Below are 14,835 nucleotides of genomic sequence, written 5' to 3'. Positions count from 1 at the left end.
TTTCCGTAGCCCGCGTCACGCCGTTGCAATAAAGGAGTTGCAACAGGGTGCAGAAACCGGGCGAGGACTGCTTTGCATATTTTACCGAAAAGCGGGCGCAAGCTTGCCGTTTTCCTGATCAATATGGACAGCGCCACCAAGCGCCTCGAGGACATGAACGCACGCCTCGACGCCATCGGGCTGAAGGCAGAGCGGGTCCCAGGCGTCAATGGCCGTGAACTGAATTATCCTATCCCGGAATTCAGCGAGCTTTCCTATATGCTCATGCATGGCCGCCGCACCTCGCCGCCGGAAATCGGCTGCTATCTCAGCCATGTCGCCTGTGCCAACAGGTTCATGGGCAGCGATGCCGATATCGCGCTCATTCTTGAAGACGATGTCGTCTTCGAAAAGGATTTCCTGGAAGCAATCGACGAGGCGATAGTGAACGGGAGCGACTGGGATCTGCTTCGGCTGACCACGGTCAGCAACGGTCGCAAGTTTCCGTTCCGCAAGCTCGTTGGCGGACGCTCACTCGCAATTGCGTTGACGCGGGAAAAGGGTTCGGGCGCATATCTCGTCAACCGCCGCGCCGGCAAATGGATCTCGAAGCTGATCCCCATGCGGCTTGCCTACGATATTGCCTTCGACCTGGAATACCTCGCTGGCCTGAAGGCAGCCTTCATCTACCCACTCTGCGCCACGCAGGATGCGGACGGGGAAAGCCAGATCCAGAACAATCTGCGGATATACCGTCTGCCCCGCTGGCGCTACTTCACCGTACTGCCCTACCGCACTTTTCTGGAAACCAGCCGTTTCCTCATGCGCAGCCTCCGCTTTGGCGTTGCCAAGCTGACCGTTGCGCTGGAGCGCGGCAAGGGCAAGACCGTTCCCACCGGCAATTGACTGCGCTGGCCTACACTTCGCCGGGCGTGAACCCAACCAGATAGACCGCGGCGATCACAGCTGCGAGAGTGAAAATCGAAATGACGAAAATCGTCATCCGGTTCAAGGGTTTGCGCGTCGTTTTCTTCATGGTGGAATAATGCGAAGCGCGCGTACTGGTTCCCTACGGATTGCCAGCTTTTGCGTGCGGTAACCTGTGAGACAGGTAATCCCGCATTTGCTCCATTGCCTCCTCGCGCGTCAAACCACCGGACTGCAATCCTGAGCGCAACCAGAGGCCGTCGATAAGCGAAGTGATCCCGAGCGCGACAGTTGCGCAGTCTTGCCTCGGCACGAGATGCGCCAAAGCCGACAAAAGATTGGAGCGCATCCGCGCATGGATCACCTTCTGAATCCTGGCGAGCTGCGGCTCGCGCGGAACCTCGGCGCAAAGCGACAGCCAGGCGTGGCAGATCGAGGGCTGAAAGAAGCTCTCGTCGAAATTCGCCTCGATAATCGCATCGAGCCGTTCACGCGGACTGACCGCCCGATTGAGGCGCGCCACCACGGCCTCCTTCAGCTTCACATTGGCTTCACGCATCGCGTGCTCGAACAGTTCCTGCTTGTTGGCGAAATAATGCAGCACGATGCCTTTTGAGGCGCCTGCCTGCGCCGCCACCCTTTCAAGCGTGGCACCCGCCATTCCCTCACGCTGAAGAACTTCGAATGCAGCCCGCCTCAGCTCCGCCCGGCGAATATCGCTTATCTTGGTCAGTCGCATCTTTGTCTCCTTGCGTGAGCAATATTGACAAATTTTCCGTGAAGATCAATTATTGTCCCACCGGTCAGTATAATGACCCAATAGACAAAAAAGGTGGAACAATGAAAAAATGGGCAGGTGTTTTTTCGGCCGCGATGGTTTTGACGACCGTCGGCAATTCCGCGCTCGCATCGGATGCTGAAACTTGCAAGGTTGTGCGACTGGCCGAGCCGGGCTGGAACGATCTTGCTTTCACCACCGGCATCGCCATGTCGCTGTTGAAATCACTGGGATATGAGCCGCAAAGCCAGCTACTCGGGATCGACGTCATCTACACGAGCCTGAAGAGCAAGGATCTCGACGTCTTTCTGGGCTATTGGAACCCGGCAATGGTGAACTACTACAAGCCTTACAAGGAAGACGGATCGGTCGAAAAAGTCCGAACCAATCTTGTAGGCGCCAAATACACTTTCGCGGTTCCGACCTATGTCTGGGATGCCGGTGTCAGGGATTTCTCCGACCTGCAAAAATTCGCGGACAAGTTCGACAGCAAGCTCTACGGCATCGAACCGGGCTCCAACCAGTTGATGCTGGATGCCGTCAACGATCCGGCACTGGGACTGCACAATTGGGAAGTGGTCGAGTCCAGCGAACAGGGCATGCTTTCGCAGGTAACCCGTTTCGCCCGCAACAAGTCCTTCATTGTTTTCCAGGGGTGGGCGCCGCACCCGATGAACAGCAAATTCGACATCAAGTACCTGACGGGCGGCGATAAATTTTACGGGCCCGACTTCGGCGCTGCAACAGTCGATACGCAGGTACGCAAAGGCTACCTGCAGGAATGCCCGAATGTGGCGAAGCTGCTCGACAATCTCGCATTCGACGTGGAGTACGAGAACAAGGGCATGGACTATATCATGAACGGTGGAATGTCCCCGGAAGACGCGGCAAGGCAGGCGATCAAGGATGAGCCGCAAAGACTGGACGCCTGGCTGAAGGGCGTATCGACGTTCGACGAGCAGGATGGTCTCACTGCCGTAAAGGCGGGGATCGGCCTGTGACAGCAATATTGCAGGATGATTGGGAGAAGCGGAAGCAATATGTAGAATTGCCCCGCGGTCGCCAGCTGGCTTTCATCGACACCGGCGGTCCGGGCCCAGTCCTGCTGATGCTGCATGGTTTTTCGGACACCAGCCGCAGCTTCTCCATGCTTGAGCCTTTTTTCAGCGAATACAGGCTCATCGTCCCTGACCTGCCCGGACACGGTGTTTCCTCGGCAGGACAGAGCCTGCATGTCGCTGATTTCGCCGAAACGGTCGATCGGTTTCTAACGCTCCTGGGTATTTCACGGCTGTTTCTGCTCGGCCACTCCATGGGTGCGATGACCACTATCGAACTTGCCGCCCGGCGAGGCGACACGATCCGGGCTCTTGCCCTCATCTCGGCAACGCTTGAGCCGGATTTTGGCGCGGAAAGCCAGTTGACCAGAGATATTCTCGCACTTCGGGACCCGATCGGACCCAATAGCGGCTTTCTGCGCGGCTGGTATTCGTGCAGTCAGCCAGTCGACGATGATTTTTTGTCGAAAATGAAACAGGATGCCGCCAACATGCCGGCCGCCATCTGGCATGGCGTCGTTGAGCGCTTTGCGGATACAAACCTGCATCACAGCGCGTCCAGAATAAAAAAACCGGTACTATGCCTCGCCGGTTTCGAAGACCCCCTTTTCGGCGCGTCGCATCGTCGAAAATTGGCCGCCGCCTTTCCCGAGGCTCAAACCGTTACGCTCGATGGGCATGGCCACAATCCGCATTGGGAAAACCCGAAGGGCGTATCCACGCTGATCGCCGATTTTTTCGCGGATGTTATGTCAGACTGCGCTAAGTGAGAAGATGGAGTGCGCTGGTTGCACATGTTTCTGGAAACAACTGACAAATCGATTTCGATTCAGGTGCCGATGTTGTAACGCTTCGCTGAATAATCATATTTTGGCTGGCCATGACAGAAACGACCCATCCCCGCCTGAACCCGTTGCACCTTGCCGCCGCCTTCGCAAGCGGCTGTCTTCTGACATTGATGGTGCATTTCAACGGCCAGCTTGCGCATTACGGAAACGCACTTTTCTCCTCCTGGACTGCACACGGCACCGGCACGGTGGCGGCGCTGATCTATCTCGCGATCATGCGCCCGAAGACGGAGGCGGGTGCGCTGGCCAAACCGAAGGCGCCGCTCTGGGCCTATTGCGGTGGGGTGATTGGTGCGGCCATCGTCATCCTCACCTCCACCGCCGTCAATTCGCCGCTTGCCCTCTCCGGCACCATCGCGCTCGGGTTGGGCGGACAGGTGATCTTCAGCCTTCTGGCCGATTTCTTCGGCCTGTTTGGCCTGCCCAAACGGCGGCCGGATTTGCGTGACATGGCGGCGGTGGCGCTGATTCTCTGTGGCAGCGCACTTATTATCCTTGTCGGGAGAACGGCATGATCGTCTGGATAGCCATGGCGTTTACCGGCGGCGTCTTCGTGGCACTGAGCCGTCAGGTCAACGGCCGCCTCAGCCTGTCGAACTCACCGCTGATTGCCTCGTTCTGGAACCATATCGTCGGTTTCGGGGTATTGACCGTCATCGGCCTCATCGTCGGCGGCCTCATTCCGCCGGGCGCGGCCGACGCGCCGTGGCTTGCCTTCATCGGTGGCCCCATCGGTGTTGTCTTCATCGCTTCGGGAAGCTGGCTCATCCCCCGCATCGGCGCGGTCAATACCGCACTTCTCGTCATCAGCGGCCAGATGGTCTCAAGCGTCGTGCTCGACTTTTTCAGCGATCAGCCGCCGAAACTCTGGGCGAGCGCACTCGGCATTCTGCTGATTCTCGCCGGCATGGTGCTGACCCAGCGACGCGGCCGCTAGGGCATTTCTCCAGTAAAAATGTGCAGCGGTTTTACGTCCGGGAAAGCGTAAATCAGGTATCGCTATCGCGTGAGAACATGCTCAGCAGGGTCTTGCCGCCACTCTTGCCACCGCTGCTTGCGAGCGTCGGGCGACCACCATTCAGCTTCGGCACCACGACCATGCGTTTGACTTCGCCACGTTTGAAGGCCGCAAGGAACCGGGAGTAATCCCGAAACACAACGCAGCCATTCGATTCACCACGTTTCGCCAGCATGTAGGTGTGGGCGAGAAGACCGTCGCGGCCATGCGGATTGACGCCATTTTCCGGCGTCAGACGGATTGCTTCGACGCCATGGAACCGCGCCTCGCGCATCGTCAGACGATAGCTGGAGGGCGGCGTCGAGCCGCGCATTCTCACATGAACATAGTCCGGGTTGTCGCGCATCTTGCCGATGCCCGAATGTGCCTCGAGCTTTTCGCCGTTCGGCATATGAACCAGGCCGGAGGAAATATCGTAGATCGCCGTGCCGTTGCCGCGATCCGGCCACGGAACCGCATCCATCTTGCTCGGCTCGCGCACCGGATTATTAGGTTTTGCAAAGGCGAGCATGCCGGCCGTGCCCTGCCGCGGCTGCTGGGGTGCACGCGCAGGCACCGGCGCATCGAAAGCAGGTGCGGAAGCAACGGCTGCCGGGTGTTCATCGGTCTTCGCTAGAACGGCGGGGCGGGGTGATGGCTCCACCGTTTCGGCAGCCGCAACCTCGGGCCGGAAGCTTGGCAAAGGGACGTCGTCCGGAAGCAGGCTGCTCGCCTCTTCCTCGATCTGCGGGCGCCCTAATGCCACTTCAAATGCCGGATGTTGCGATGCGGCGCTCTGATAGGCGACCTCTGCGGTGCGTCCAAGCGCCGAATCGACGATGGCGGAGGGCCGCAGCGCTGCAAGTTCCTTGACTGTCGCCTGCCCCTTCGCGTTCGCAGCCGCGCCAAAACGCTCACGGAACTCCTTCTCGCCGATTTCGGGCATGATGCCGGCAAGGCGAACCGCCTTCTGCGGGCCATGGCTGTGGTCGCTCAGACGGGAAAATTTGCGGACGTGAATATCGCGTGCGGCTGCGCCGGAAATCGCAGCCTCGCCAGACTCCAGCCTCGCCACCAGCGTCTTCTCAAACTGCCCGACACCATGCGATGCGGCCGCCATCGTGTGAAGCGAGGCGAAGGCAGCGAAGGCGAACAGACCGGCAAAGGCACCACCGCCAAGCAGAGCGGACATTCGGCCAAGAGAAAAGGATTTGCCTCTCTTGAGGCAAGACGAACCGGCAAGACCGGCGCCATTATAAGCCGCAGCAGAATACGCCATGATACTCGTTACTCGAACCGTTCACGCACACCCGGGCAAAGCCGGAGGGATTTTGGGGCATCCGAACAGCGGGTGGACACCCGGCCGATTTCGGAACTGACTGGTTCGAAGCATGACGAATTATGGTAACCAAAGTGTTTACGAGTCCCTGCAAAAATAATTCGTTAAGGTCTGCGCATTATCGGGCGAAGGCAAAACAATGACTTGCGCGGGCTGGGCATGCATCTGCATCGCCTTTTCCCGGAAAATGCCCCGCAGGGCGTCATCGGCCTTTAAAGTTTACGTCGCCGCATCGTCAGGTAAATTCCGACTTTGCCGGAAATTTGCTGTAAATGCGGCAGGACTGCGACGGAGCAAATCTATGCCATCAGCCGTCAAGCACACACAAAGCTGGTAAGGGCACTTGATCCGTTGCTGCCGGCTTGGCATCCTGCCGGAAATAAGGGAGGCAAATCATGAAGGCGCTGCTGCTCATCGATATCCAGAACGGCTTTTGTCCGGGCGGTAATCTGGCTGTCGCCGATGGCGACCGGATCGTGCCCGTCGCCAATGCCCTGATCGACAATGGCGGTTACGATCTGATCGTCGCCTCGCAGGATTGGCACCCGGAAAATCACGGTAGCTTTGCCTCGCAGCATGTCGGCAAGAAGCCGTTCGATATGGGTGAACTCTCCGGCAAACCGCAGATGATGTGGCCCGACCATTGCGTGCAGGGCACGCCGGATGCGGAATTCCATCCCGACCTCAAGACGGAGGCTTTCGACTATATCCAGCAGAAAGGCGAAAATCCCGCCGTCGACAGCTATTCCGCCTTTCGCGACAATGATCAGGGGGCAACGACAGGTCTTGCCGATTATCTGACACGCCAAGGCGTAACCCAGCTCGACATATGCGGGCTCGCCACCGATTATTGCGTCAGTTTCTCGGTGCTCGATGCCCTCGACATGCTGCCTGGCGTCAAGGTTCGTTTCATCGAGGATGCCAGCCGCGGCATCGATCCCCAAGGTATACAGGCGTCGATTGCGGCCATGCGGGAAAAAGGCGCCACCATCCTCAAAAGCCGCGACATTTTACGCGACTGAGGGCCGGTCATCGCAGCCTCGGCTTCTCCAGCACGTCGATATCGCCTGCCGCATCCTCCAGACGCCGCAGGATCGCGGCGTGCGCATCCTTGAGCCCCTGATTGTAAAAGACATATCCGACTTCTTCGGCCAGAAAGTCGACGAAGATTTCCGCCTGCAGCAAGCCGATCTCGGTTTCGGTCTCCCGGGCCAGATACTCCCGAACACGCGCGGCCAGCACTGCCCTTTCCTGCTTCTCCAGCATTGATCCTCCATTATTCAATCGTTTGGGCGGGGAGCAAAAACCGGGTGAGGCCTTCCGTCCGACGTCGCGTATCGGCGTTACCGTAACGGAAGCTTCAAGGGAATCAATCGATCCATTCATGCAATTTGTTTGCCAGCCGGCCGGGACGGCGATAGAGCGGCGGGCAAGGAGTTCCTGAACAATGTCTAATGCAGATTTCCGCGAAGGCCTCAAAAGCGGCTTTCCGATAGCCCTTTCCGCCGCTCCCTTTGGCGCGCTGTTCGGCGCGGTCGCGGTCGATAACGGGCTGAGCGTCGCCGAAGCGACGATCATGAGCGGCACCGTCTATGCCGGTGCCAGCCAGCTGGTCGGCATCGAATTATTCGGCCAGAAAGTAGCCCCCTGGCTGATCGTTCTATCGGTGTTTGCCGTCAATTTTCGCCATATTCTCTATTCGGCCGCCATTGCCAGAATGATCACCAACTGGACTTTCCTGCAAAAGGCCATCGGGTTCTTCGTGCTGGTGGATCCACAATTCGCCGAGTCGGTCAGGAAATACGAAAACACCGGCGTGGTCGGTTTCGCCTGGTACATGGGCTTCGCCACGCCGATCTATATTCTGTGGCTGGTGATGACCATTGTCGGCGCATCGCTCGGCAATCTCGTCGGCGACCCGAAAGCCATCGGCCTTGATGTCCTTTTGCCGATCTATTTCATGGGCATGGTTTTGAGCTTCCGCCAGCGGGAGAATTTTTACCCGGTGATGCTGGCAAGCGCTCTTGGCGCAACCGTTGCCTATCACATCGTCGGCTCGCCCTGGCATGTCAGCCTCGGCGCGCTTGCCGGCATTCTCGTCGCAGTCGTCTATCCGCCGAAACCAACCGGCGAGGCCAATTCTGAAAGCAAGGTGGAAACGCCATGAGCGATCTGCTGCACGCCGACACGCTGATCCTGATCGCGCTCGCCACCGTCGCCACCTATCTTACCCGCATCGGCGGTTATGTTCTGATGACGCGGATGAAATCAATCCCGCCGCGCATGGAGGCGGGATTGAACGCCGTTCCCGTAGCGGTTTTGACGACCCTTGTCGCACCCGCCTTTTTTGAAGGCGGATACGAGGTGAAGATCGCGATGGTGGCCGCTCTTCTGGTCTGCCTGCGTTTCCCCGGCCTGACGATGCTGACCATTGGCTGGGCGATCGTTATCGCCATCAGGCACTTTTCTATCCTTTAAGCGTTCCGCGCCAGAGGCTGCGTGGCCGCAACAAGCCACGCCTTCACCTCTTCATCCGCGATCAAAGGCGAGAGCTTTTCCAGAACGCCGGCGTGATAGGCATTCAGCCAGTCCAGTTCGTCGTCGGTCAAAAGTGCCGTGACGACCAGCCTGCGATCGATAGGGCACCAGGTCAGGGTCTCAAAGGACAACATCGGCTGATCGCCGCCCGCGACTTCCGCCGCCTCGCGCACATAGATCAGGTTTTCGATGCGGATGCCAAAAGCGCCGGGGCGGTAATAACCGGGCTCATTCGACAGAATCATGCCCGGCAGAAGTTCCTGCGTCGAAAGCCGAGAAATACGCTGCGGCCCCTCATGCACCGAAAGATAGGAGCCGACGCCGTGGCCGGTGCCATGAGCATAATCTGCACCGGCCTTCCACAACGCGATACGCGCCAGGGGATCGAGATCGCAACCGCGCGTTCCCTTGGGAAACCGTGCGTCGCTGATGGCGATCACGCCCTTCAGCACCAGCGTGAAGAAACGCCGCTGATCTTCCGGCACATTGCCGATTGCCACGGTGCGGGTGATGTCAGTGGTGCCGTTGACATATTGCGCGCCGGAATCGACGAGGAACATCTCACCATCGCCAAGTGTCCGGTCCGTATCGGTGGTGACGCGATAATGGATGATGGCGGCATGTTCGCCAGCGCCTGAAATCGTATCGAAAGACACGTCCTTTAGAGGATTCTGGAGAGACTGCCCCACCTTGGCGCGCGCAGCCTCCAGCGCCTTCACGGCCGCGATTTCGGTAACGCTGCCCGGTTGCTGACGATCCAGCCAGCACAGATATTCAACCATAGCCGCGCCGTCCTGCACATGTGCCGCTGCCGAGCCGGCAAGCTCCGCCGCGTTCTTGCACGCGCGCGGCAAGCGGACGGGATCGGCCTCCTCGATCAAGGTGCCACCCGCCGCTGTAATCGCCCCTGTCAGCGCCACAGGCGTCAGATCGGCGTCCACCATGACGCGGCCCTTGGCGCTGGCAATGGCGTGCAGACGATCGGCGATATTCGATGGCGGCAATTGCGTCGCCAGCTGTGCCAGATAGGCCTCGGCCTCGATACCGGTCTTGCGTTTGTCGAGAAAAATATCAGCCTTGCCATCCGCATAGATGATGGCGCGGGCAAGCGGATGCGGCGTGTGCGGCACATCGTTGCCGCGAATATTGAAAATCCAGGCAATGGAAGACGGATCTGTCACCAGCAGGGCATCGGCTCCCTTGGTAGACACCGTCTCCGCCAGCGAGGCGATCTTTTCCTTCGCCAGCTTGCCGGTGAAGGCTTCCGGCTGAATGACGACAGGCTCCAGCGGTTCGGACGGGCGGTCGTGCCACAGGGCATCGAGTGGGTTGTTTTCGAGCAGGACGACGGAACCGCCCTTCCCCGCAAGCGCCTTTTCCAACCGCTTCAATTCAGCGCCGGTATGCAGCCATGGATCGATCCCGAGCCGAAAGCCCGCAGCCCCGTGCCCCGACAACCAGACGGAAGGCGGGGCACCGACCAGATCACCACCGCTGAACACCGATTGATCGACCTGCGACTTCAACTGCGTGGTATAGCGACCATCGACAAACACCACCGCCTCTGCGCGCGTTACCAGCGCAATGCCCGCAGAGCCGGTAAATCCGGTCAGCCATGACAGACGCTCAGATGATTCAGGTACATATTCGCCCTGATATTCATCGGCACGCGGCACCAGGAAACCATCGATACCAAGGGCGTCGAAACTGGCACGCAGCGCCTCGACGCGGGCCTTGCCGAATTGCGGCGCGGATTTGTTTTCGAAGGTCTGGAACATGGGCATCTTTCGGGAACTGTCATGAGGAAAGCTGGTCGATAACGCCGTCAAATCATTGGCGCGCAACGACAATGCCATGCCGGCAAACCCGGTTTCAAGCCATATGTGCCATCAACCATTACGACAGGCACGTGCGCTGCCATTTACCCCAAAGGCCGAGAAAAGACGCCGCTAAATTGAGCAATTTTCCCTAAATAAGTAATATTGAAAAGCCGCAGACATGTGAAAAACGCATACCTACCTTGAGGCAGGACCCCTAACCAAACAAAAACACATCGCTTATCTTCAAGCCAACACAGCGAGAGACACACTCTCCTGGCAAACAAGGATTTGAAGCAATGGCAAAATCTTTCCTCCGCACCGCTTTCGATCGCGTCATTGAAGCACGCGAGCGTCAGGTCAGCCGTCATGTCAACGCAGCCCTGCTCAACCTCGACGACAAGTCGCTCGAAGCGCTCGGCATGAACCGCGCCGAACTTCGCCGCACCGCAAAGTCCAGCTACGTATTCTGATCACTTCGGGCGCGGCGATCCTCCCTCCACCGCGCAGGAACAGGAATACGTCGACCCGCTTGAGCGATTCTCCTCCAATATGCTCGCGGGTTTTCAGGCGGCGCGAAAGCGCCGCCTTTTCTTTGTCCGGAAACGGATGCTGCTGAAGCGTCAGTCCTTGCGTAGATGCAGCGTGACCCAGCCATTGCGCCAGATGGTGCGGACGTGGGAGAGCCGCGCGCCATTATAGGCCGCAAGCACCTTCCAGCGCTGCGATGCGAGAATTCCCGACAGGATGACGGTGCCGCCGGGCGCCAGATGCGTGACAAGCTGCGGCGCCATCTTGATGAGCGGCCGCGCCAGAATATTGGCGATGATGAGATCGAACGGGCCGTATTTGCGGAAAGCGTCGGAGTGGAAACCCGGAGCGGTTTCAAGCGCCAGCCCGGAGACGATGCCGTTCAGCCGCACATTCTCCCTGGCAACGCGCACCGCGATGGGATCAATGTCCGTTGCGAGTACCGGAATATGGCGCATCTTGCGCACGGCAATTGCCAATACACCGCTGCCGGTGCCGAGATCGAGCGCATTGCGCACGGTCCGCGCCCGCAGAACATCCTCGATCACCTCAAGGCAGCCCGCTGTCGTGCCATGATGGCCAGTGCCGAAAGCCTGACCAGCCTCGATCTCGATGGCCAGATCGTTGGGCTTGATCTTATCGCGATCATGCGCGCCGTGAACGATGAAGCGCCCTGCCCGTACCGGTTTCAGCCCCTCGAGCGACTTGGCGATCCAGTCGATGTCGGGAACGATCTCCTTTTCGATGGCGAGGCCAGGAAAGGCCGGTGCCAGCAAGGTGTCGATGCGCTCGCGGAATTCGTCTTCCTGCTCGGCCATCAGGTAAACCGAAGCTTCCCAGATGTCGCGTTTCTCATCCACCTCGGTGGTGGCGATCGCGACATCCTCCTCGCCGAAATAGTCCGACATGAGATCGAGGATTTCACCGGCCTTGATTTCGGTCGTGGTGACGTAAAGTCGGATTTCGCTCACGGCAGGCTGCTTTCTCTAGCTAAGGTTCTTAAGGCTTGCATTTGCCACAAAACCTCCGCCAGTCCAATAAGCCAGGCACAATTATGCCGTCTCGTTCAACCCTTCAGCAGATTCTGGAGCTTCTGCTCGGCAACATCGGGGTTCTCGCCATAGGCGATGGTGCCGGAAAAACGACCATTGGCGTCAAGCAGGATGACGGAAGCCGTGTGATCCATGGTGTAGTCACCATTCGGATCCTTGTCATCGACCGGCACCTTCTTGGCATAGATGCGATAGCCTTTCAGCGTTTCGGCAATCTTGTCGGCCGGACCGGTGATTCCGGTGATCCGCTTCGAGACGTTGGAGACATATTGCTGCATGAGCTCAGGCGTATCGCGCTCGGGGTCTACGGACACGAAATAAGCCTGCAGCTTGTCGCCGGCCGGGTCTACCTTCTCCATCCAGCCGTTCAGCTCGAACAACGTCGTTGGGCAGACTTCCGGGCAATGGGTGAAACCGAAAAAGAGCGCTGTGGGCTTGCCCTGAAACGCCTTTTCGGTGATCGGCTGACCGTTCTGCGCCGTGAGTTCGAACGGCACGCCATAGGCCGTTTCCACCATTTCCTCACGGGTCTTCGTCATTTCGAGCGTCAACCAGCTGACGACACCGACAAGAACGACCACCACGGCCCACAATACGATGCGAATATTTCTCATTGTCCTAATCCTACCCCCGAAGGCCGGCCGCATGACGTGGGCCTCCACCGTCTGATAACGAACAGCGGTGGCGACGGCAAATCAACTGGGCGTATTTGCGTAAACCGCGCTGATTTGTCACAAAGCCGGGACGGGACGGCAGATTACAGACACCAGGCGATGCCGCTTTGCACGGCGGAGAGGAAAATATCCGTGCCGTGTCGCACCCAGCCATCGAAGGCGAGAAGCACGACGGCAAGCGAGGCCGCTACCGCAAGGCTTGCAAGAATAAACTTCAGCGGATTGGCAACGATTGCGTTCATGCGTCTGTTATAACCTGTTTGCACCAGCACGAAAACCGCCAAAATACTGGGTTTTGCGAGCGCGGCACCGCCAATTGTTAGGGAAAGTTTAAAATCTTGCTGTGCAATATGGCCATAGCGGTTTTTAAGTTCCGACATGATGTCTCCCGGTCCACTCCGGCCACCGCATAAAGCTCAATCATGCATGGGCCTGCCTAAGAGCCGCCAGAGGAAACCTGCCGTCATGTCCAACGCCATCAAGCAATCCGGCGCATATCTCGAAATCGTTTCCTTCCATCTCGGCGGTCAGGAATTCTGCATCGACATCATGGCGATCCGCGAAATCCGCGGCTGGGCGCCGGTTACCCCGATGCCGCACACGCCGCCTTATGTTCTCGGCCTCATCAACCTGCGCGGCGCCGTCATCCCCGTCATCGACATGGCAGGCCGCCTCGGCATGAAAATGACCGAACCCTCCGAGCGCTCCGCCATCATCGTCACCGATATCGGCGGCAAGCTGGTCGGACTTCTGGTGGAACAGGTTTCCGACATGATGACCATCCGCTCCGAAGACCTGCAGCCCGCGCCCGACATCATTCCCGAAGAACAGCGCAACTTCTGCCGCGGCATCGTGGCGCTGGAAAAGAGCATGGTGTGCTTCCTCAACCTCGACACCGTGATTGCCGACGAGCTGGCGCGCGAAGCGGCTTAATAGAGCCGGTGAGGTTTTGATAATATAACGCGCAGGTTCCACAGCTTGCCCTGAGGGGCACGGCAGGGTCGGAAACCTCTCCTCCGTCATGCTCGGGCCTGTTCCGAGCATCTACAACCTATCGATTTTGAGATACGTGATTGTATCCTCGGGACAGGTCCGAGGATGACGTCGCGGGTGAATTACGGTGTCAGCAGTGCCAAGGGCAAAGCCTCAAGGCTTGCCCTTTTCCCACGTCACCTGCTGGTTATAGAGAGGCACCGTCGAAATCGCCATCTTGGCCGAGCCATCCTTCAGCTCGCGCGCATGGACCAGATAGATCAGCGTGTCATTCGCCTTGTCGTAAACGCGACTGACGACCAGCTTCTTCCACACCAGCGACATGCCCTGCCGGAACACCTCTTCGCCGCCCTTCGACAGATCGATGTCGCCGATTTCGACCGGTCCCGTCTGGCTGCACGAAATGGCGTTGTTGGAAGGGTCCTCAAACCAATTGCCATTCTTCAGCCGGTCGATGACGCCACGATCGAAATAAGTGACATGGCAGGTCACGCCCTTGATCTTGGGATCGGCAATAGCCTCGATGACGATATCGTTGCCGATCCAATCGACACCGACCTTACCGACGACCTCCGAATGCGCAACCGTCACCGGAAACAACACCAGAAAGCCTGCAAACAAACCCGAGAGCGTTTTCATCGTCATCGCATGTTCTCCGTTATGCTACTTCAGACATAGGTGTGGGGAACGGTTACGCAACCCGCGAGACAACACGTTTTTTCATGCTGCAAGGCTGATAGCCCGTGGAAGTGAGACGGCCGGCAACCATGCCGATCTTTTCCGGCAGGTCGCGGATATGGTCAACGCGCAACGCCCTGGCCGCCGCAATCGATGCCGCAGCGCAGACGACGGCATCTTCGGCGGCGTTATGGTGCACGAAACGCAGCTGGAGGTGATGGGCAATCACATTCAGCTTGTGCGACGCCAGCTGCGGCCAGACATGGCGGGCAATCTTGACGCTGCACAGATAGGAAAGATCAGGATAGGACTGCCGGTATTTGTCGAAGGATGCCCGCATGACGCTGAAATCGAAGGCGGCATTGTGGGCAATCATCGTGGCGCCGTGGAAATCGTCGATAAATTCTTCCATCACATCAGGGAATTCCGGCGCATCCTCTACATCGGCAGGGCGAATACCGTGCACGGCAATATTGAAGGGCGAGAACCGCATGTCCTTCGGCCGGATGAGCCGTTCCTCGACGCGAACGATCTCACCGTCTTCTATCCACGCAAGCCCGATGGAGCAGGCGCTACCCCGTTCCTCATTGGCGGTCTCGAAATCGATGGCGATGGTTTTCAAGAGT

The 14,835-nt window shown here is 58.4% G+C and carries 19 protein-coding genes; 10 read left to right on the top strand and 9 right to left on the bottom strand.

Annotated elements, in window-relative coordinates:
- The first annotated feature begins 72 nt into the window (after nt 1-72).
- Nucleotides 73-885, top strand: a complete 813-nt coding sequence (locus ACQZ45_RS11290) for a glycosyltransferase family 25 protein (RefSeq protein ID WP_111790712.1) — start codon at nt 73-75, stop codon at nt 883-885.
- A gap of 163 nt (nt 886-1,048) precedes the next feature.
- On the opposite strand, the gene betI is transcribed toward ACQZ45_RS11290, so the two are convergent.
- A complete protein-coding gene (gene betI, locus ACQZ45_RS11285; RefSeq protein WP_003513156.1) occupies nt 1,049-1,645 on the bottom strand; it encodes a choline-binding transcriptional repressor BetI in 597 nt (198 codons plus the stop codon).
- 101 nt (nt 1,646-1,746) lie between these two features.
- Here betI and choX point away from each other — a divergent pair, with 101 nt between their 5' ends.
- The 4 genes from choX to ACQZ45_RS11265 all read left to right on the top strand — a co-directional run bounded on the left by choX (nt 1,747) and on the right by ACQZ45_RS11265 (nt 4,527).
- Complete coding sequence (gene choX, locus ACQZ45_RS11280) at nt 1,747-2,685, top strand: choline ABC transporter substrate-binding protein (RefSeq protein ID WP_162736128.1); 939 nt, start codon at nt 1,747-1,749, stop codon at nt 2,683-2,685.
- A complete protein-coding gene (locus ACQZ45_RS11275; protein ID WP_038491582.1) occupies nt 2,682-3,512 on the top strand; it encodes an alpha/beta fold hydrolase in 831 nt (276 codons plus the stop codon). Before choX ends, ACQZ45_RS11275 begins: the two co-directional genes overlap by 4 nt.
- A gap of 110 nt (nt 3,513-3,622) precedes the next feature.
- Complete coding sequence (locus ACQZ45_RS11270) at nt 3,623-4,105, top strand: DMT family transporter (RefSeq protein WP_003513161.1); 483 nt, start codon at nt 3,623-3,625, stop codon at nt 4,103-4,105.
- Nucleotides 4,102-4,527 carry a DMT family transporter gene (locus tag ACQZ45_RS11265; protein WP_003513163.1) on the top strand — a complete coding sequence of 142 codons (426 nt, stop codon included), beginning with the start codon at nt 4,102-4,104 and terminating at the stop codon, nt 4,525-4,527. The genes ACQZ45_RS11270 and ACQZ45_RS11265 overlap by 4 nt, the downstream gene beginning before the upstream one ends.
- A 52-nt stretch (nt 4,528-4,579) precedes the next feature.
- On the opposite strand, the gene ACQZ45_RS11260 is transcribed toward ACQZ45_RS11265, so the two are convergent.
- The gene (locus ACQZ45_RS11260) at nt 4,580-5,866 is read right to left on the bottom strand and encodes a DUF2778 domain-containing protein (RefSeq protein WP_003513165.1); all 1,287 of its coding nucleotides are present in this window, start codon (nt 5,864-5,866) and stop codon (nt 4,580-4,582) included.
- Nucleotides 5,867-6,321: 455 nt separating this feature from the next.
- Between ACQZ45_RS11260 and pncA the strand changes: the two genes are divergently transcribed.
- Nucleotides 6,322-6,948, top strand: coding sequence for a bifunctional nicotinamidase/pyrazinamidase (gene pncA, locus ACQZ45_RS11255; RefSeq protein ID WP_013636493.1), 627 nt, complete (start codon nt 6,322-6,324; stop codon nt 6,946-6,948).
- 7 nt (nt 6,949-6,955) lie between these two features.
- Here the strand turns inward: pncA and ACQZ45_RS11250 are convergent, their stop codons facing one another.
- A complete protein-coding gene (locus tag ACQZ45_RS11250; protein WP_025594024.1) occupies nt 6,956-7,192 on the bottom strand; it encodes a DUF2164 domain-containing protein in 237 nt (78 codons plus the stop codon).
- 181 nt (nt 7,193-7,373) lie between these two features.
- Here ACQZ45_RS11250 and ACQZ45_RS11245 point away from each other — a divergent pair, with 181 nt between their 5' ends.
- Nucleotides 7,374-8,093, top strand: a complete 720-nt coding sequence (locus ACQZ45_RS11245) for an AzlC family ABC transporter permease (RefSeq protein ID WP_025594025.1) — start codon at nt 7,374-7,376, stop codon at nt 8,091-8,093.
- Nucleotides 8,090-8,404: an AzlD family protein gene (locus ACQZ45_RS11240; RefSeq protein ID WP_025594027.1), complete on the top strand. Its 315-nt coding sequence runs from the start codon at nt 8,090-8,092 to the stop codon at nt 8,402-8,404. The genes ACQZ45_RS11245 and ACQZ45_RS11240 overlap by 4 nt, the downstream gene beginning before the upstream one ends.
- Here the strand turns inward: ACQZ45_RS11240 and ACQZ45_RS11235 are convergent.
- A complete protein-coding gene (locus ACQZ45_RS11235; RefSeq protein ID WP_448742246.1) occupies nt 8,401-10,242 on the bottom strand; it encodes an aminopeptidase P family protein in 1,842 nt (613 codons plus the stop codon). The two genes, ACQZ45_RS11240 and ACQZ45_RS11235, sit on opposite strands and share 4 nt — an antisense overlap.
- A gap of 338 nt (nt 10,243-10,580) precedes the next feature.
- Between ACQZ45_RS11235 and ACQZ45_RS11230 the strand changes: the two genes are divergently transcribed.
- A complete protein-coding gene (locus ACQZ45_RS11230) occupies nt 10,581-10,754 on the top strand; it encodes a hypothetical protein (RefSeq protein WP_003513176.1) in 174 nt (57 codons plus the stop codon).
- Between the two features lie 150 nt (nt 10,755-10,904).
- Here the strand turns inward: ACQZ45_RS11230 and ACQZ45_RS11225 are convergent, their stop codons facing one another.
- The 3 genes from ACQZ45_RS11225 to ACQZ45_RS11215 form a co-directional block, all read right to left on the bottom strand.
- Nucleotides 10,905-11,783, bottom strand: coding sequence for a 50S ribosomal protein L11 methyltransferase (locus ACQZ45_RS11225; protein ID WP_025594029.1), 879 nt, complete (start codon nt 11,781-11,783; stop codon nt 10,905-10,907).
- Nucleotides 11,784-11,878: 95 nt separating this feature from the next.
- Nucleotides 11,879-12,478 (bottom strand): cytochrome oxidase assembly protein Sco, encoded by a 600-nt coding sequence (sco, locus tag ACQZ45_RS11220; RefSeq protein WP_003513179.1) that lies wholly within the window; start codon nt 12,476-12,478, stop codon nt 11,879-11,881.
- A 143-nt stretch (nt 12,479-12,621) separates the two neighbouring features.
- A complete protein-coding gene (locus tag ACQZ45_RS11215; RefSeq protein ID WP_236742452.1) occupies nt 12,622-12,918 on the bottom strand; it encodes a hypothetical protein in 297 nt (98 codons plus the stop codon).
- A gap of 85 nt (nt 12,919-13,003) precedes the next feature.
- Here ACQZ45_RS11215 and ACQZ45_RS11210 point away from each other — a divergent pair, with 85 nt between their 5' ends.
- The gene (locus ACQZ45_RS11210) at nt 13,004-13,471 is read left to right on the top strand and encodes a chemotaxis protein CheW (RefSeq protein WP_003513183.1); all 468 of its coding nucleotides are present in this window, start codon (nt 13,004-13,006) and stop codon (nt 13,469-13,471) included.
- Nucleotides 13,472-13,684: 213 nt separating this feature from the next.
- Here ACQZ45_RS11210 and ACQZ45_RS11205 read toward each other — a convergent pair whose 3' ends face one another.
- Both ACQZ45_RS11205 and ACQZ45_RS11200 read right to left on the bottom strand, forming a co-directional pair.
- Nucleotides 13,685-14,176, bottom strand: a complete 492-nt coding sequence (locus ACQZ45_RS11205) for a CreA family protein (protein ID WP_003513184.1) — start codon at nt 14,174-14,176, stop codon at nt 13,685-13,687.
- A 46-nt stretch (nt 14,177-14,222) separates the two neighbouring features.
- A complete protein-coding gene (locus ACQZ45_RS11200) occupies nt 14,223-14,831 on the bottom strand; it encodes a 3'-5' exonuclease (protein WP_013636498.1) in 609 nt (202 codons plus the stop codon).
- Nucleotides 14,832-14,835: the final 4 nt, after the last annotated feature.

Source organism: Agrobacterium sp. 16-2014-1-2a, assembly GCF_053522705.1.
Note: the sequence above shows the minus strand (reverse complement) of the source record. Positions and strands in the feature narration are given on the sequence as shown.